Annotated in this window: 17 protein-coding genes; 15 read left to right on the forward strand and 2 right to left on the reverse strand. The window is 56.1% G+C overall.

All coding sequences use genetic code 11. The annotated features are described in order from the left end of the window. Nucleotides 1-173: 173 nt before the first annotated feature. Nucleotides 174-1,112: a LysR family transcriptional regulator gene (locus IAE38_RS02095; RefSeq protein ID WP_201215773.1), complete on the reverse strand. Its 939-nt coding sequence runs from the start codon at nucleotides 1,110-1,112 to the stop codon at nucleotides 174-176. A gap of 113 nt (nucleotides 1,113-1,225) precedes the next feature. Between IAE38_RS02095 and IAE38_RS02100 the strand changes: the two genes are divergently transcribed. The 15 genes from IAE38_RS02100 (at nucleotide 1,226) to IAE38_RS02170 (ending at nucleotide 15,909) form a co-directional block, all read left to right on the forward strand. After that, complete coding sequence (locus IAE38_RS02100) at nucleotides 1,226-2,098, forward strand: amidohydrolase family protein (protein WP_236403368.1); 873 nt, start codon at nucleotides 1,226-1,228, stop codon at nucleotides 2,096-2,098. Nucleotides 2,099-2,408: 310 nt separating this feature from the next. After that, the gene (gene rhmD / locus IAE38_RS02105; protein WP_201215555.1) at nucleotides 2,409-3,593 is read left to right on the forward strand and encodes an L-rhamnonate dehydratase; all 1,185 of its coding nucleotides are present in this window, start codon (nucleotides 2,409-2,411) and stop codon (nucleotides 3,591-3,593) included. Between the two features lie 145 nt (nucleotides 3,594-3,738). Beyond that, nucleotides 3,739-4,797 (forward strand): L-rhamnose/proton symporter RhaT, encoded by a 1,059-nt coding sequence (rhaT, locus tag IAE38_RS02110; protein WP_201215556.1) that lies wholly within the window; start codon nucleotides 3,739-3,741, stop codon nucleotides 4,795-4,797. 14 nt (nucleotides 4,798-4,811) lie between these two features. Further along, nucleotides 4,812-5,582, forward strand: a complete 771-nt coding sequence (locus tag IAE38_RS02115; RefSeq protein ID WP_201215558.1) for an SDR family NAD(P)-dependent oxidoreductase — start codon at nucleotides 4,812-4,814, stop codon at nucleotides 5,580-5,582. A 14-nt stretch (nucleotides 5,583-5,596) separates the two neighbouring features. Next, nucleotides 5,597-6,400 (forward strand): aldolase/citrate lyase family protein, encoded by an 804-nt coding sequence (locus IAE38_RS02120; protein ID WP_201215559.1) that lies wholly within the window; start codon nucleotides 5,597-5,599, stop codon nucleotides 6,398-6,400. A gap of 15 nt (nucleotides 6,401-6,415) precedes the next feature. Beyond that, nucleotides 6,416-7,846: an aldehyde dehydrogenase gene (aldA, locus tag IAE38_RS02125; RefSeq protein ID WP_201215561.1), complete on the forward strand. Its 1,431-nt coding sequence runs from the start codon at nucleotides 6,416-6,418 to the stop codon at nucleotides 7,844-7,846. A gap of 950 nt (nucleotides 7,847-8,796) precedes the next feature. Further along, entirely contained in the window at nucleotides 8,797-9,534 is a 738-nt protein-coding gene (locus IAE38_RS02130; protein ID WP_201215562.1) for a hypothetical protein, read from the forward strand. 113 nt (nucleotides 9,535-9,647) lie between these two features. Next, a complete protein-coding gene (locus tag IAE38_RS02135; protein ID WP_201215564.1) occupies nucleotides 9,648-9,863 on the forward strand; it encodes an AlpA family transcriptional regulator in 216 nt (71 codons plus the stop codon). Nucleotides 9,864-9,866: 3 nt separating this feature from the next. Then, nucleotides 9,867-10,745, forward strand: a complete 879-nt coding sequence (locus IAE38_RS02140; RefSeq protein WP_201215566.1) for a ParA family protein — start codon at nucleotides 9,867-9,869, stop codon at nucleotides 10,743-10,745. 14 nt (nucleotides 10,746-10,759) lie between these two features. Then, nucleotides 10,760-12,298 carry a ParB family protein gene (locus IAE38_RS02145; protein ID WP_201215567.1) on the forward strand — a complete coding sequence of 513 codons (1,539 nt, stop codon included), beginning with the start codon at nucleotides 10,760-10,762 and terminating at the stop codon, nucleotides 12,296-12,298. Nucleotides 12,299-12,314: 16 nt separating this feature from the next. Further along, nucleotides 12,315-12,866 (forward strand): DUF2857 domain-containing protein, encoded by a 552-nt coding sequence (locus IAE38_RS02150; RefSeq protein WP_201215568.1) that lies wholly within the window; start codon nucleotides 12,315-12,317, stop codon nucleotides 12,864-12,866. Beyond that, a complete protein-coding gene (locus IAE38_RS02155; protein ID WP_201215569.1) occupies nucleotides 12,860-14,077 on the forward strand; it encodes an STY4528 family pathogenicity island replication protein in 1,218 nt (405 codons plus the stop codon). The genes IAE38_RS02150 and IAE38_RS02155 overlap by 7 nt, the downstream gene beginning before the upstream one ends. Before the next feature lie 151 nt (nucleotides 14,078-14,228). After that, nucleotides 14,229-14,984 carry a PFL_4669 family integrating conjugative element protein gene (locus IAE38_RS02160; RefSeq protein ID WP_201215570.1) on the forward strand — a complete coding sequence of 252 codons (756 nt, stop codon included), beginning with the start codon at nucleotides 14,229-14,231 and terminating at the stop codon, nucleotides 14,982-14,984. Further along, a complete protein-coding gene (locus tag IAE38_RS02165) occupies nucleotides 14,981-15,475 on the forward strand; it encodes a DUF3158 family protein (protein WP_201215571.1) in 495 nt (164 codons plus the stop codon). Before IAE38_RS02160 ends, IAE38_RS02165 begins: the two co-directional genes overlap by 4 nt. A gap of 5 nt (nucleotides 15,476-15,480) precedes the next feature. Further along, nucleotides 15,481-15,909 (forward strand): single-stranded DNA-binding protein, encoded by a 429-nt coding sequence (locus IAE38_RS02170; RefSeq protein WP_201215572.1) that lies wholly within the window; start codon nucleotides 15,481-15,483, stop codon nucleotides 15,907-15,909. 94 nt (nucleotides 15,910-16,003) lie between these two features. Here IAE38_RS02170 and IAE38_RS02175 read toward each other — a convergent pair whose 3' ends face one another. Then, nucleotides 16,004-16,231: a hypothetical protein gene (locus tag IAE38_RS02175; protein WP_201215573.1), complete on the reverse strand. Its 228-nt coding sequence runs from the start codon at nucleotides 16,229-16,231 to the stop codon at nucleotides 16,004-16,006. Nucleotides 16,232-16,288: the final 57 nt, after the last annotated feature.

The raw sequence follows: 16,288 nt of genomic DNA on the forward strand, positions 1-16,288 counted from the left end.
TCGTTGGTGATGTTCATCTCTCTCTCCTAGGTACCGGTCACTAGACCGAAGCTCTACTGTGCAATGAAGGCTAACCCGCACTCGTGCGGTCATTTTCCTTACACCCTCGGTAACCGGTGCGGGTTTGCCGAGGGTTTTTTTTAGCTATGGCTAGCTCAGTGGGGAAGTAGAGATTATTTAACGGCCCATTTGCGGAGGATCTTTAAAAACATCGCTAGCTCACGGCTCGGTTGCTCGTCTTTACGAAGGATCAAACCAAACGGCGATAGTTTCTCTTCTACTTCTACATCCAAAATTCTAAGCAAGCCAGTTTGAACATAATCGCGTACTACAGTATCGGTTAAAACTAGGATTCCGTCCGTGATCTGTACCAATTGCAACATGGCAAACACCGAGGAGCATTCGATCACATCGCATGGAGAAGGTACCTCTAAACGAGAGAAAGCTTGCTCTAAAGCAACCCTAGCCGGACTAGTATCAGGCTGAAGAATCCACGGCCAGGCCTCAACCATTTCAATCAAGCTCGGTCGGCTTGCGTTGTTCAGAGGATGGCCAGCCCGTACTACTACAACGAGATGCTCATCACCTAGTGGCTCAAATGCAAAACGATTTCGATCATCGCTATTAGTTAAACGTGCAACAGCGACATCAATACGGCGCTGGTCGAGTAGCTCGCTGAGTTGGTCACTGGTGTCACCCATGATGCGAAGTCGCAAAAGAGGATGGTTGGACTTGATTTCGGCTATGGATTGGACCACCAGATCTGGAACAGCGCCCATAATCGCACCAACTGCGAGGTATCCGTACCCGCCGGCTTGCCGATCTGCTAGTTCTTCTGCGCATCGCTCCAGGCCATTAAGGGCTGCCCGAGCAAACCGAAGCAACTCTTCACCTAAAACGGTTGGACGCATTCCGCGAGCTTGCCGCTCAAACAACGAGCAACCGAATGCGTCCTCAATCTCTTGCAGCATGCGAGATGTCGCTGGTTGAGACATGTTTAGGGTTTCTGCCGCACGATGCAGATTAAGGCTGTTGCCTAACGTTACCAACATCAACAGATGCTTGTAGCGCAGCCGATTGAAAAGACTCCGAGCAGGCTGAGAAACATTCATAGGGAGATCCAACTGCTTACTGATACCCATAGATTATCGCATCCTGAAATTTTGGTATTAGTTTTTATCGATCTGACTTGCTATCGAGAGCTTAAACGAAAAGGAGAAGAGCATTGGCCTTCCGAATTGAAAACGGCTACACCGGACCGATTGCTGACTGCCATATCCATTTGTTCGACCCAAACCGCCAGGAAGGCGTCCCTTGGCCGTACGTGGGGGACGATATCTACCGACCTTGCTTGCCTACAGGCTATTGGAAAATTGCAGAACCGCATGGCATAACCAAGGCGATAGCGGTCGAAGCCAGTCCATGGGTTGAAGATAATCACTGGCTTTTGCGCACGATTAAGCAAGACCCGCGATTCCTTGGATTCGTGGGTAACCTGGATTTTACTCAGCCGAGCTTTAATAGGGAGTTCGACTTCTTGGCCCAGGAGCCCTTGTTTCTCGGGCTTAGGTACGGGAATCTCTGGGGCCGCGACCTACTTGTTGACCAGCATAGGCCAGGGTTTGTTGATCGAATGAAAACTTTCGCCACGAGTGGGCGTGTGCTTGAAACCGCTAACCCTGACCTGCGTTTGTTGAACGCCCTACTACTCCTCAGTGATGCAATACCAGAGCTTCGAATCGTCATCGATCACCTGCCAAACGCAAAAATTGCGCCCGGTGAGGATCGGGCATTCGCGCAGCGAGTAAGCGAACTGGGTATGCGCTCCAATGTTTTGGCCAAATTAGCGGAAATCCCACAGCTGAGTGCTGGAGTCTTGGTGACAGATCTCAGCGCTTACGCTGAGCGAATTGATTTTCTCTGGGAAGCATTCGGCGAGGACCGGTGCTTTTTCGGAAGCGACTGGCCGAATAGCGACACAGTTGCCGACTTCGACACAACCATGTGTCTCATCCGCCGGTGCATGGCTCGCTACTCAATAGCGCATCAAGAAAAATTCTTTTTGTTGAATGCAAGCCAAGCATACCGCGCTCGTTAATCCAGAGGAACCCGGCTAGAGCCCCAATTTAGACGCGAATCGATACCTTCTGTGCATCGGTAGTAAGTTTTTTCGAATTAGTCCGCATCAATCCGTAGCCGTAGACTCAAACCAGCTAGGGCGCACCTTAAAGGGGCATCTATTGAGTAAACGCTCCCGATAGATAGCGAGACCCGGCGTTGATGGGAATCTGGTCGTCACTTGCCTAACTCGCTAGGTGAAACTGGACGCATTGATGGCCTGATTTCTCGAAACGTTTGGGTTCACACGTTACCCGCGCTGACAAGCTCCTCAACCACTGGACTGCTCAATGACTATTCCAACAATTAAGCACGTACGCGCATTTACCCTGACAGGCGGCGGCGCCGACTATCACGACCAAGCTGCCGGTCACTGGATTGACGACCACATCGCAACACCAATGAGTCGCTACCCAGAGTACCGCCAAAGTCGCCAAAGCTTTGGCATCAACGTCCTTGGTACCTTGGTAGTAGAAATCGAAGCAAGTGATGGAAACGTTGGCTTCGCAGTCACTACCGGTGGTGAAATCGGCGCCTATATAGTGGAGAAACATCTCGCTCGATTCCTTGAGGGTGCGAAGGTCACAGACATCGAAAAAATCTGGGATCAAATGTACAGCTCCACCCTTTATTACGGTCGTAAAGGCGTCGTAATCAACACGATTTCTGGCGTCGACTTGGCGCTTTGGGATCTGCTGGGAAAGATCCGTCAGGAGCCTGTACATCAACTTCTGGGTGGCGCTGTTCGCGATGAGTTGCAGTTCTACTGCACCGGCGCAAGACCAGACCTGGCTAAAGAAATGGGATTCATCGGCGGTAAGATGCCATTGCAGCACGGTCCTGCTGAAGGCGAGGAAGGCCTTCGCAAGAATCTGGAACATCTCGCTAATATGCGTGAGAAAGTTGGCGATGACTTCTGGCTAATGTTTGATTGCTGGATGAGCTTGGATCTCAACTACGCTACACGGCTAGCACACGGTGCGGCAGAGTACGGTCTCAAATGGATTGAAGAAGCTCTGCCACCTGATGATTACTGGGGCTACGCTGCCCTGCGCAAAAATGCACCCGCTGGAATGATGGTTACCACAGGGGAACACGAAGCTACTCGCTGGGGCTTTCGTATGCTGCTCGAAATGGGCTGCTGCGACATTATTCAACCAGATGTCGGATGGTGTGGTGGTCTGACTGAGTTGATAAAGATCTCTGCCTTAGCAGACGCTCATAATGCTCTAGTCGTACCGCACGGTTCCTCCGTTTATAGCTACCACTTCGTGATTAGCCGCACAAACAGCCCATTTGCCGAATTCCTCAACATGGCACCGAAAGCAGACAAAGTTATTCCGATGTTTTCGCCTCAGCTTCTTGGAGAGCCGGTCCCAATCAATGGGCGTATGCGCGCATCTGTGTTGAATAAGCCTGGATTTGGCGTCGAGCTGAACCCCGAGTGTGCCCTGCATCGGCCTTACAGCCGCTGAAACAAGGCTGTCTGCCACAGCCGTAGTTGTTGTAGAGCCTGCACAACCGCAGCCTTGCTTTACAGGCATCGATACGTACCGTCTCGCCCTGCGGAGCAATAGGGGGGCGAGATGGCCGTCCCAAGAATAATAAAGGTTAAACATCGTGGAAATTATAGTATTGGGGGTCGTACTCCACTTGATTGGCGGCTTCGCCTCCGGCAGCTTTTATATTCCTTATAAAAAGGTCGCTGGGTGGTCTTGGGAAAGCTACTGGATTGCGGGCGGCTTGGTATCGTGGCTTATCGTTCCCTTGATCGCCGCTCAGCTCACAGTACCAAACTTCGTAGACATTATCCGTAATGCAGACAACATAACTTTGTTCTGGACCTACGCCTTCGGCGTACTGTGGGGAATTGGCGGCCTCACCTTCGGTTTAACAATGCGATATTTGGGTCTGTCGCTTGGCATGTCAGTCATTATGGGCCTGACCTCCGCGCTGGGCACGCTTATGCCTCCTATCTATCGCGACCTATTTACAGACGCCAGGGCCGGGACCTTTACAGAAATGGTCGCGACTGCCGGTGGTCATTGGCTCTTGGTCGGTGTGCTTGTTTCACTGCTCGGCATCGCGCTCTGTGGGCGTGCGGGGCTCGTCAAAGAGCGTGAATTACCAGACTCAACAAAATTCGAAAGCGTTAAAGAATTCTCGTTGACAAAGGGCGCGCTGGTAGCGCTCGTCTCTGGGGTACTTAGCGCCTGCTTCAGCTACGGAATAGCCGCTGGCGAGCCACTCGCCGAAGCGGCTGTCTCTAATGGGGCGAACATTCTTTTCCAAAATAACGTTACGTTTATGGTCATCATGTGGGGTGGATTAACCACGAATGGTATCTGGTGTCTCTGGTTGAACTACCGCAACAAAAGTTTTGGTAACTATAGCGACAGGTCAACGCCTCTCATACGTAACTACCTGCTGGTCGCAGCGGCAGGAACGTTATGGTTCCTCCAATTTTTCTTTTATGGCATGGGCGCGAGTCGCATGCACAACGACGCAAGCTCCTGGGTTCTACACATGTCGTTCATAATCATTGTATCCAACCTATGGGGTATTTATTTCCGAGAGTGGAAGGGAACAAGCAGCTCCACCAAGAGCACTCTACTGGTTGGAATCATGGTTGTTCTTTCATCTATCGCTCTTGTAGGTTATGGCAACTACTTAGGCTGATTTAGGAGAACGTTATGCTTCTTGAGAACAAAACTGTCATCGTGACTGGCGCCACTCGAGGAATCGGTCGTGCGACCGCGCTGGAATGCGCCCGGCAAGGAGGCCGAGTGGTCATCACCCATATTGGGGATGCTCAAGGGGTCGGGGACGCCGAATCTCTTATCAAAGAAATCCAGACTTTCGGTGGACAAGCTATACACGTTGGAGCCGATGCGGCAGCCCCGGAAACAGGGGAAAAGCTCGTAGCCGCAGCCGTTGAGGTGTTCGGTAGTGTTGATGTGTTTGTGAATAACGCAGGGATATGTCCATTTCATTCATTCCTTGACATGCCACAAGAGGTATACCTTAAAACCATTAATACCAATCTTACCGGCCCGTATTTCGCCGTCCAGGCGGCGGCTAATCAGATGAAACGTCAAGGCTCCGGTGGTTCCATCATTGCCATCAGCTCTATTAGCGCATTGGTCGGTGGAGCTATGCAAACGCACTACACGCCAACGAAAGCGGGCATCCATTCACTTATGCAATCTTGCGCAATTGCACTGGGCCCTTACGGCATTCGCTGTAATTCCGTAATGCCAGGTTCAATCGCAACAGACATAAATAAAGATGACTTCTCCAATCCGGCGAAGAAGCAATATATGGTGCAGCGGACTCCATTGGCAAGGCTTGGTCAGCCAGAGGATATTGCGGGACCGGTTGTCTTCCTTGCTTCAGACATGGCCAGATATGTGACAGGTGCGGCTCTACTAGTCGACGGTGGTCTATTTGTTAACTTGCAATAAATCTGGGAGTTAAGATGGAAATGCCTTTCAATAGCTTCAAGGCAGCGATCGCATCCAAGCTGACGCGTTATGGTCTGTGGGCGGGCTTCGCCTCGGGTTATGCAGCCGAGATCGCGGCTAGCAGCGACTACGATTGGATGCTTATCGACGGTGAACATGCTCCCAACACAGTACCAACCATCCTTAACCAACTCCAGGCGGTGGCGCCATATCGTACAGCGCCCGTTGTGCGCTCGGTAAACGGAGATCCTTCGCTTATCAAACAACTGCTCGATATTGGCGTACAGACGTTGATGGTTCCTATGGTCGAAACTGCCGAACAGGCCCGGTCCATTGTACGAGCAATGCGTTACCCGCCTTATGGGATCAGAGGTGTGGGTGGAGGGCTGGCACGGGCGACTCGGTGGGACAGCGTTCCGGATTATCTCAGCACAGCCCATCAATCGCTCTGCCTTATCGTACAAGTCGAATCCCGCCTGGGAGTTGAGAATGTAGAAGAAATTGCCGCTGTGGAGGGTGTGGATGCTGTGTTTGTAGGCCCAGCTGACCTGTCGATAGGCTTAGGCTACCCGGGCAACCCCTCGCATCCTGAAGTTCAGACGCAAATTCGAAGGGCTATCGACGCTACTATTTCAGCGGGTAAAGCTGTGGGGATCTTGGCTCCGCATGAGGAGGACGCGCGACGCTACGCTGAATGGGGATGCACGTTTATTGCGGTAGGGATTGATATCAGTCTATTCCGCCAAGCGGCAGCTACCAATCTGGCGCGCTATCGCTCGACAAATACGAAGGCCTCTGAATCTTCTCGCACCTATTAAACATCGGGTATCCTCATGACCTTACCGATTTATCACAATTACATTGGCGGCAGTTTCAGGTATAGCTCTGAACATATCCCTGTTTGGAATCCTGCAACAGGAGAACAACTCTCACTTGTCCCTTCTTCAACTAATGAAGACGTTGACGCGGCGGTCGCTTCCGCGCGTGGGGCTCAGCGAGAGTGGGCACGCAAGCCAGCTAACGAGCGCGCTCAGTATCTTCGCAAAATCGCGGCCAAATTGCGTTCGAATGTCACCAGTCTCGCTCGAACCATTACTGCCGAGCAAGGAAAGATTTCGCCCCTAGCAGAAGTGGAGGTCAACTTTACCGCTGATTATCTGGATTATATGGCCGAATGGGCACGCCAAATCGAAGGAGAAATAATCACTAGCGACCGCCCTGACGAAAACATTTTCCTCTTCCGCAAGCCGCTAGGAGTAGTTGCAGGCATTCTCCCTTGGAACTTTCCATTTTTCCTGATCGCTCGAAAGATGGCGCCCGCATTGATCACTGGGAATACCATAGTAATCAAGCCAAGCGAGGAAACCCCAAACAATTGCTTTGAATTTGCAAAGCTGGTTGCTGAAGTGGATCTACCGCCTGGTGTATTCAATGTTGTAAGTGGTGCGGGAACTGTCGGCGGGCAGCTCAGCAGCCATAAAGGGATCGACATGGTGAGTTTCACGGGCAGTGTCGATACGGGCGCCCGAATCATGGCGGCGGCGGCTCCCAATCTTACAAAGCTAAATCTTGAGCTTGGTGGAAAAGCACCGGCCATCGTTATGGGCGACGCTGATCTCGACCTCGCGGTAAAAGCGATCCGCGACTCGCGCATCATCAATACAGGTCAAGTATGTAACTGCGCAGAGCGTGTCTACGTACAGCGCTCAGTCGCTGACCAATTTATTGAGCGCATATCTCAAGCAATGGCATCAACTCGCTATGGCGACCCCTTGGCTGACGAAAGCGTCGAAATGGGGCCTCTAATCAATCAGATGGGTCTAAATAAAGTCGCTGAAAAGGTCAATATGGCACGTAGCCAAGGCGCGTATATTATTACTGGCGGAAATTTGGCAGATCAACCACAAGGTTTCCATTTCCAACCCACGGTCATTGCTGGGTGCACCGCGGATATGGCGATCATGCGGGAGGAAATCTTTGGGCCAGTGCTTCCGATCCAGGTCGTAGACGATCTGGACGAAGCAATTAAATTATCTAATGATAGCGAATACGGTCTTACCTCATCGATCTTCACCCGAAGCTTGAGTAACGCTATGCATGCAGTACGTGAGCTGGACTTCGGTGAGACATATGTTAATCGTGAACACTTTGAAGCTATGCAAGGCTTCCACGCTGGAACGCGTAAATCAGGCATAGGGGGCGCTGACGGTAAACATGGTTTGTACGAATACACCCATACACACGTGATTTACCTCCAAAGCTGACCTAAATAAAGCCTCCATGAGATCAGCAAGCTGATCGGGAGGCCCTCTTACAGGAAGGATTATAAGAGGAACGCCACTGGGGCTGGCTTACGCCTCAGCATCGGGAAGCTGCTCCAACGAGAATGTCATCAGTTTCCAGCCCCGCACCATAGATTTCGGGAGACTGCCTTGCTGGGGCTAGGCTGTCGAGCAGCATGGAAAAATTTTCGCTATGTGTCGAGGCAGCGGGTTGCGAATGACCGATTGCGCTCTTCTACATCCAACGTGCCAAAGCTCGGTAGTTAGTATCGTCTTCTTCATCGACAAGCTGTTCAGTTAAAGTTCTCTGGACAACAATTACCGTGATCAATCCGGTTGCTGCTTCATTGCTATTGGCGACAAAATTTGCTACCTAAGCGATTCTAAATCGCCCCCGCATATGAAGGGAGGGTAAAACGGTTGCTAGAGTTGCGTCTGGCCGGCTTCAGTCCTTACCACAAACGACTGGTCAGCTAGCGGTCGGTCGCCACCTCGTAGCAATCCAAATGGCCATGGCTTGCCTGTTCCCGACGGGAAACAGGCGATTACACCGAGCCTGTACAACAATACCCAAACACAAGGGTGATCAACTTCGGCGCAGGCTTGTCGCATCCTGCATGAAACTCGTCTGTGTTCGTCAGCGTCTGGCAGATTGCCATACGATAAGAATGCCCAAACGGAATCCTAGCCTGCCTGCTATCGTTTCAATATGTTAAAGACTTCCAACTCAGGATAGTTATCCGCGCCCGGATTTAACGAGCACCGTCAAAACCTGTCGCACTACCTTTTGGTCTACGGAACGAAAATTCGAACTTGCGGTCATCGGTTTTGGATCCGAAAAAGGTCTTTCGGAACCCGGCTCGCTTGAACGGGGCCACGTTAGCAGCCCCCGCCAGCGATTCCTGGATGAACGCAGCTGGAGGCTGTGTGCCATGATCACGATAAGAAGCTCCTACCATCCCATCGACGCCGCGATCTTGTGGTGTGATCTCTCAGAGCACGAAGACGAAATCCTGCAGGTCGACTTGTCGCAACCAGGCAGTTTGAGAAAGCATTTCCCGCAGTGGCCTACTCTGCACGATCATGTCGAGTGCATCTACGACGCCATCCTCAGCGGTGAATTGCCAGCGACCTACCTGGGGCAGCCGATTACGTCCGACAGCCACGTACATCGGGTGTACTACTCCATACGGCGCACTGATCTCTTGGTCTGGTTCTTACGTAGTTTGCCCGATCAAAGGCCTGCCTTTCTCTTTGCCCAAAACGCTGATCACTCGGAATGCGTCAGCCTGGATGCGCATTTGGCCAAGCAGGCCCATCTGGACTTTGCCCTGAGTACGCTTGAGCAGTTGCAGCAAACCTACGCCGCCGCCACTGACGAAATGGCAGCGCTCTCCACGCTCAACGACAAGCTGAAAGCGCGACTCGACTCACTGGGCATCCCTTCCGAGACCTCCGAAGCCATCCAAAACAGGCTGATTGGCGCAATGCTGGAGACCACGCTTGGGAAAAACCAGAACGGCAGGCAGCAGTCGATCTATTCCAGCCAGGCAGCGTTGGTACAAGCCATTCTGCTGCGCTTTCCTGGGATGGAGGGCTTGAGTAAAAGTACCATTGATCGGCGATTTGCCGAGGCCCGCCGGCTTATAGCCCAAGGGACACGGGGCTGACGCCGCATTGTCAGGCAATGCTCAGCATTGCCTGACAATGTTTTTCACCCTCTTCCGACCTTCACTGACTGTCACTTCCCACCACGCGCCACCCGGCGCTAAGGAGTGACATCATGCAACCGACCAGCCCTACCCCTCTAGCAGCCGACCGCCACATCATGCGCCGCGATGAAGTGGAGCAGAAAACCGGCTTCAAACGCTCGCACATCTACAACCTGATGAAGGCTGGCCAGTTTCCGCAATGCCGGCGCATCGGCACCCGCGCTGTCGGTTGGGATTCTCTGGAAATCGAACAGTGGGTTCAGGACCGACTGTCCACGGGGGACTGACTCATGGACGTCCTCTCGCTGATCTCGACCAAGGGCGGCGCGGGCAAGACCACCGTCGCCGCCAACCTCGGCGGCGTGCTCGCCGATGCCGGCCTTCGCGTGCTGCTGTTGGATTTGGACAGTCAACCGACACTGTCCAGCTACTTCGCTTTGTGCGAGTCCCGTGATGCCGGCAGCTACGAGCTCATTGCCCAGCGGCTCACGACGCCTGAGCAGATCATCTCCACCACCGTCGTTCAGCACCTCGATCTGATCGTCTCCAACGACCGCGCCGGACATATCAGCACCCTGCTGCTGCACGCGGCCGATGGTCGGCTACGCCTGCGCAATCTACTGCCTGCCTTCGAAGATCATTACGACGTGCTGATCATCGATACCCAAGGCGCGCGTAGCGTGGTCGTGGAGATGGTTATCCTCGCTTCCGCTTGCGCGCTGTGCCCGGTCCCGCCGGAGATGCTCGCCGCGCGTGAGTTGCGCCGGGGCACGCTGGGCCTTTTCGAAGAGCTGGAGCCCTATCGCTACCTGGGCGTGGACTTGCCATCGGTGAAGCTGCTGCTCAACCAGGTCAATGCCAACCGCCGCGATACGCGCTTGATCATGCAGAGCCTCCAAACCTCTTTTCAGGAAGACCCTCATGTCAGCGTCTGCAGCACGGTGATCCCCGATCGTGTGGCTTATCCGAATGCCGCTTCGCTCGGCCTGCCTGTGCACCGGGTAGAGCCAGTCCCAGCGCCCGGCAGCCGCAGCCCTTGCGCCGCAGAAGTGATGCGCCGCTTGGCCATCGAGCTATTCCCGCAATGGGCTAAGCAGATCGGCGCGCTCGCCGCGCGTGCGCCGGGCATTTCGACTGCTGCTGGGCACCAACTGCTCCGTCGCGTCTGATCGGAGGATGAGTGATGAAGGCACCAACTTCCGAAGACATCACGCGTCAGCTGCAACAGGCACACTTTCCGCAGAAACACGACCGCGACCTTGCCATGGCCCCCGTTGGCGATACACCGATGGTGGTCACTCTCGAGCAACTGCGACCCTACGAGCTCAACCCGCGTGTGGTGCGCAACCCGCTGTATGACGACATCAAAGCCTCAATCCGCGAGCGTGGCCTGGATCAGCCACCTGCGATCACCCGGCGTCCCAATGAGCAGCACTTCATCATCCGCAACGGCGGTAACACGCGTCTGAGCATCCTCGGTGAGCTGTGGCATGAAACGCGCGAAGAGCGGTTCTTCCGTATCCATTGCCTGTTCCGCCCTTGGCAGTCGGAAACACATGCCTTGCTCGGGCACCTGGCCGAGAGTGACTTGCACGGCCAGTTGACGTTTATCGAGCGGGCTCTGGCCGTGGCAAAGCTCCAAGACATGTTCCAGTACGCGGACACCCGCCTCACCCAACGCGAGCTCGCGGCGCGCTTGAGTGAGGGTGGCTATCCCATCTCGCAGTCACACATCAGCCGCATGTTCGACACGCTCGAACACCTGCTCCCTGCCATCCCACAGGTGCTGTACGCGGGGCTGGGCAAATCTGCCATCGTGCGCCTCATCAGTTTGCGACGGCGAGCGGAGTCGATTTGGAATCGGTACTTCGGTGGTCCCGAGCAATTCCCGCTGTTGTGGTTCGAGGTTCTGTCAGCGTACGACGGTGAAAAGCCGGAGCTGGATTCGAGCGAGCTGCAGGACGAATTGATTGCCCGAATGGCGGTGAACCTGGAACAAACACCTCGTCTGTTGGCTCTGGAACTGCACCAGGAGCAACGCCCCTCGCTGCCCGTAGCCGAGAGCGCTCATACCCTTCCGCCCATTTCAACGAATGAGCTTGCAAAGTCCTCGTCTTCATCTGTGCATCCGCCAGAAGCGCCGACTGCGGTATCCAATCCCGAACCGACCCAAGTTGGTGCAGACCTCTCGGCGCAGCAAGCAGCACGCCTTCCCGATATACGCCAAGCGTTGGGGGACAAGCCATCACCGGAAAAGCTCTTGGAAGAGATCGAGGACGTTCAGACGCCGATCGTCACGGCGCCATCAGGCGCAGCACCAATGGACGAAATCAGCGCCTTGCGCGCAAGCTGCGCGTCTTTGGCCGCCGATCTTGCCGTGTACGCAGACGCTGGCGACATGGTCAACGCGCTCGCAGACGACCTGGGTTTCACGCTTTCACAGAGGAATAACGAACATAGTAGCCCGCGGCACACCGGTATCGAGCTGTTGCTTTCTTCCCTGCTGCGCCTGCAGGACGACGTGGGCTGGAAGGAACGTCAGCAGTTACCGGCAGCACTGTTTGGTCAGCTGCTGATCGGCGTCTACGACCTGCCCTTCACCGACCGCCCAGCCCTGACGGTGGGTCTTGAACGCCTTCCGGATGCCCAGTTGGAGCAGCTATTCACGCTGATCCGCCACGCCCGGCAGTTGATCGAACTGACGCTGTCGTCCACTCGATAACGTGAGGAGTCACCTCATGAGTACGACTTTCAATCTGTTGAACCATGCCATGTTGAACCAGGTGCTGCATGAGCTACGCCATGGCAGGTTACAGCGCTGCAAGGCCCTGGGCCTGGCCGATGAAGACATCGAGGTGCTGCAGTCGCTGCCGCCGACCACCTTGTCTCACCTGGCGCATTCGTCGATCGCCTGGGTCGAAGTGAAGGTCGACATCACCGTGTTGCGGCGCCTGATCGTTCAGGCCGAGCGCGACGAACAGAACGAGCGGTTGATCAACCGGGCGCTCAAGCTCGGCGCGAGCTCAAACATCATGTACCGCTGCTTCGGCCTGGACCATTCGGAGACCGCGTTGCGCCGCCGCGTGCTGAAGATCGAGACGCACCGCGGTCGGCCGGTTCAACTCAGTGAAGCGCAGGAGCATGCGGTGTGGAATCGCTGGAGCCAGTTGCGCACGGAGGATCCGGACAACGATCCGTTGGACACCATGATGATGCTGGCCGAGGAACAACACATCAGCCTGACCCTGGTTTGGCAACAGATTCAACTGTATGGAGGCACACCATGCTGAGCTTTTACGAGGTCGACTGGCAGGACGTGGTGCGTCAGTGCTACGACGCCCTTCGGCGCCGAAATGAGTGGTACGCAGCGCATGGCAAACTGGCTGTATCCACCGAGGAGCCCGCGGTACGAACGATCTACTACGGCGACAACAATCCGCTGCCGCAGACCTTGTTGCTGGACCGGCGGCTGACGCCACTGGAACGTAACACCTGGCAGGTGCTGCGCTGGCTGATCACCGAACGTAAGGTCAAGACGCCACGCTACCAGGACCTGCAACCTTACCTGGCGACCAGTCCCTGCGGCGCCCAGGCCTCGCGCGAAACTATCGCCCGCGCACTCAACGTTCTACGCACCACTCGCTGGCTCAGTCTGGTGGAGCGCTCACGCGATGCTAACGGCTGCCTGCGTGGTTGCGTCTACGTGCTGCACGGCGATCCGTTAACCGCAGCCGAGCAGCTGGAGCTGGACAGCGGCTACGCGGCGCTGCTGCAACAGAACCTCTCCCATGCCACCAAAGGGGTCCGGGACGTGGCGCAGCATGTGATCGCCGAGATCCAGGCCGACCCGCAAGTCGCACAAGTCGACAAGGACAGGCTCGGCTCGCTGCCGCCGGTCCAACAGCAAACGCTGCCGCTGATGGGCGCAGAAGCAGACCGACAGAATTCCGAACCTGGCGCACTCGACCTCGTTCGGGATTTTCCGGCTGGTGCAACAGATCCCGAACGCTGCGGCAATACAGCGGATTTGGCTGTGGTTCGGAACACCGACGCTGGCCGTACAGTACAGAAAGACCAAAGCAAAAAAAGTACGGTACTGGGGCAGGTGGAGTTTGGTCGAGCACGGTGGCCTGAGGATTTACCGCTGAACCCGAATGAGCGGCGCATGGCCTCCCAGGCGATGCGTCAGCTCGAGCCGGAACAGCAACAAGCGGTGATCAATGAAGCGGCGGTACGTTGCGCCCGCGGTGAGATTCGAAAACCCGTCGCCTATCTGATGGGCTTGATCAAGCGAGCCTGCCAGGGCGAGTTCACCTTGTGGGCCGCGCGTGCCGAGCACGAAAAAACCTCAACCGTTCCTTCTCGCCCAGCCAAGCCTGCGTCAGAGGTTCCTCCCCGCGAACGACCGCAGCGGGGCGGTCAGCGTACCGCCTCGCCACTTGCCCTCTCCTGCCTGGAGGAACTGAAGCAACGTTGCCGGGGGATCACTGCAGCGACATAGGGCTGGAACTCGGTGGACATAATGCCGATGCCATTGATTCCAGCAACGTCCACCGTTCCGAAAATGTGACCGCGCCACCTTCGCGATGATTCGCGTCACCGGCCAGGGATCGGCCCATCGTCGGCGTCATTCCGACGGCGAGGTATTGGCGATGGTCGATCACTACCAACTCAACCTGGGCTCACTGCGCAGCAGCATCACCCTCACCCTCCACACCCACCATGCGGCACGGCTGTGGCAGGGGCGCAGCGGCCGCGACGGGGTACACCCGATTCTGGGCATGCCCGGTTACATCAGCGTCACCAACCTGCTCAAGCACGCCAGCAGCCAGGGCGATCCGTACGCCGACTGGTTCATGCTGCAGCTGGAGGAAAAGCTGCTGCAGGCCAGGTTGGACATGGCCACACTGGCGCAGCAAATGAGCCGCGTGGAACGGGCCCTGCCCACGCAAGTCGATGTCGGTGACAACCTCAACATCCACCCAGTCACCCTGCCGCTGTTCATCGGCAGCCAGCTGGGCTTTCTCGCGATCTACCTGCTCACCGACTACGACACCCTGGTCCGCCGGGTGCTGCTTGCCCACCACACGGCGCTGATCGGCCGGGGCGACATGGAGTCCTGGATCGATGGCGGCGCCCATCTGCTGCGCAGCCTGTTCGGCCTGGCGCAGCGCTACCGTCTGGCCGGGGTGAGTCGGGACGACATGGCCGCCAACAATGCCCGCGCACGCGAAGCCATCGACAAGTTCGGCACCCTGCCGCAGGACATTCTCGAAGGGACGCGCCGCTCCCAGTTCGCCCCGCCGATCGCCCGCAGCAACGTGCGCTCTGAACTCGAAGGCCCGAATCCGCCGGAAGCTGAGGAGCAGCCTACAGCGGACACCGCGAACGACGGGGGTGAGGCATGACCCTAGCCGAAGCCATTGCCCGGCGTTTGTCAGCCGATGCCTATCGCGAGTTCTCACAAGGTGCCTCCCTAAAAGGCCTTTTAAAGCCTTTTAAGGGTAAGGGGGAGCTGCAGCAGTTCGCCGAGACGATCCTGCACCTGCGCACCCAGGTCGCCGAGTTGATGGGGGTGATGCTGGCGATCATGGCCCAGCCACCCTTCTCGTTGCTGGACCTGCGCCTGGTCGTCCAGCACAGCGCGACGGGCACCGATTTCCTGCGCTGGCGCAGCCCGGATTTTCTGCGCATGGGCGTGCAGGTGTGGCAGGAAGCGGTGGTTCAGCCGCAGCTGCATCCTGAGCTGCGGCAGGCGCTGTATCAGCTGGAGACCAACCGCGTGGTGCTAAACCTGCAGATGAGCAGCCTGCAATCGCTGTATCGCCAGGCCATTACCGGCGCCAGCAAGCTCGAGGCCGCCGAACTCGCTCTAATCCGTTCCCCCACCGAGGAGTAACCCGCATGAGTACTTTGTTTGTTGGTGAAGGCAACATCGGCAGCGTGCCGGAGTATCAGGAGTTCAACACCAACCCGGATGAGCCGCGGCGCCTACTTCGGCTGAATGTCTACTTCGACAACCCGGTACCACGGGAAGGCGGCTACGAGGACCGCGGCGGCTACTGGGCGCCCGTCGAGCTCTGGAACCGCGACGCCGAACACTGGGCCACGCTGTACCAGAAAGGCATGCGCGTTCTGGTTGAAGGGCGTACGGTCAAGGACGAATGGGAGGACAGCGAGGACAACGCCCGCGTGACGTTCAAGGTGGAGGCCCGGCGCATTGGTATTCTGCCGCACCGCCTGGCCTCGGTGATCATGCGCGAGAAAGCCAGCGACAATGCCAGCACTTCGCGCAAGGGGGGAGGCAAGAAAGCGCCACGCAAGTCCGGGTGAGTGCGTGGTACTCAGTGGAATCACCGCCTGCAGCGCGATATCACTGGAGCCATACAAGCACCTCAGCGGGCAACATCGGCTGCTGCCGCTTGACTCACTCTCGCCGGGCGCTCTTGCGCCGCTCATATTCCAGCATTTGCTTCACTTCCGCCAAATACTGGTCCAGGGCAAGGAATGCCCTCCAGTGCAGCGAACTTTCCTGAACCCAGGCGACTAGTCGGGCCCGAGCCTGCTCCTTGTCCGGTTCAAGATGAGTGGCCATAAACAGCTCATAGGCCTTGATCGCTAACGCATCTGCCTCACTCTGGTGGGTTCCGTGCAAGCTGTTGCCTCCGTGGTGACGGTCGAGTCATCCATCTTTTTCCGGTGATACGCCTCA

The organism is Pseudomonas sp. S32 (assembly GCF_016648095.1).
Lineage (GTDB): Bacteria > Pseudomonadota > Gammaproteobacteria > Pseudomonadales > Pseudomonadaceae > Aquipseudomonas > Aquipseudomonas parafulva.

Bases quoted from the DNA above. Each gene is read 5' to 3' on its own strand.
- IAE38_RS02150 (WP_201215568.1), top strand. From the start codon at position 12,315: ATGAGTACGACTTTCAATCTGTTGAACCATGCCATGTTGAACCAGGTG.
- IAE38_RS02120 (WP_201215559.1), top strand. From the start codon at position 5,597: ATGGAAATGCCTTTCAATAGCTTCAAGGCAGCGATCGCATCCAAGCTG.
- IAE38_RS02140 (WP_201215566.1), top strand. From the start codon at position 9,867: ATGGACGTCCTCTCGCTGATCTCGACCAAGGGCGGCGCGGGCAAGACC.
- IAE38_RS02130 (WP_201215562.1), top strand. From the start codon at position 8,797: ATGATCACGATAAGAAGCTCCTACCATCCCATCGACGCCGCGATCTTG.
- IAE38_RS02135 (WP_201215564.1), top strand. From the start codon at position 9,648: ATGCAACCGACCAGCCCTACCCCTCTAGCAGCCGACCGCCACATCATG.
- IAE38_RS02170 (WP_201215572.1), top strand. From the start codon at position 15,481: ATGAGTACTTTGTTTGTTGGTGAAGGCAACATCGGCAGCGTGCCGGAG.
- IAE38_RS02115 (WP_201215558.1), top strand. From the start codon at position 4,812: ATGCTTCTTGAGAACAAAACTGTCATCGTGACTGGCGCCACTCGAGGA.
- IAE38_RS02160 (WP_201215570.1), top strand. From the start codon at position 14,229: ATGGTCGATCACTACCAACTCAACCTGGGCTCACTGCGCAGCAGCATC.
- IAE38_RS02145 (WP_201215567.1), top strand. From the start codon at position 10,760: ATGAAGGCACCAACTTCCGAAGACATCACGCGTCAGCTGCAACAGGCA.
- IAE38_RS02095 (WP_201215773.1), bottom strand. From the start codon at position 1,112: ATGAATGTTTCTCAGCCTGCTCGGAGTCTTTTCAATCGGCTGCGCTAC.
- rhmD (WP_201215555.1), top strand. From the start codon at position 2,409: ATGACTATTCCAACAATTAAGCACGTACGCGCATTTACCCTGACAGGC.
- IAE38_RS02155 (WP_201215569.1), top strand. From the start codon at position 12,860: ATGCTGAGCTTTTACGAGGTCGACTGGCAGGACGTGGTGCGTCAGTGC.
- aldA (WP_201215561.1), top strand. From the start codon at position 6,416: ATGACCTTACCGATTTATCACAATTACATTGGCGGCAGTTTCAGGTAT.
- IAE38_RS02165 (WP_201215571.1), top strand. From the start codon at position 14,981: ATGACCCTAGCCGAAGCCATTGCCCGGCGTTTGTCAGCCGATGCCTAT.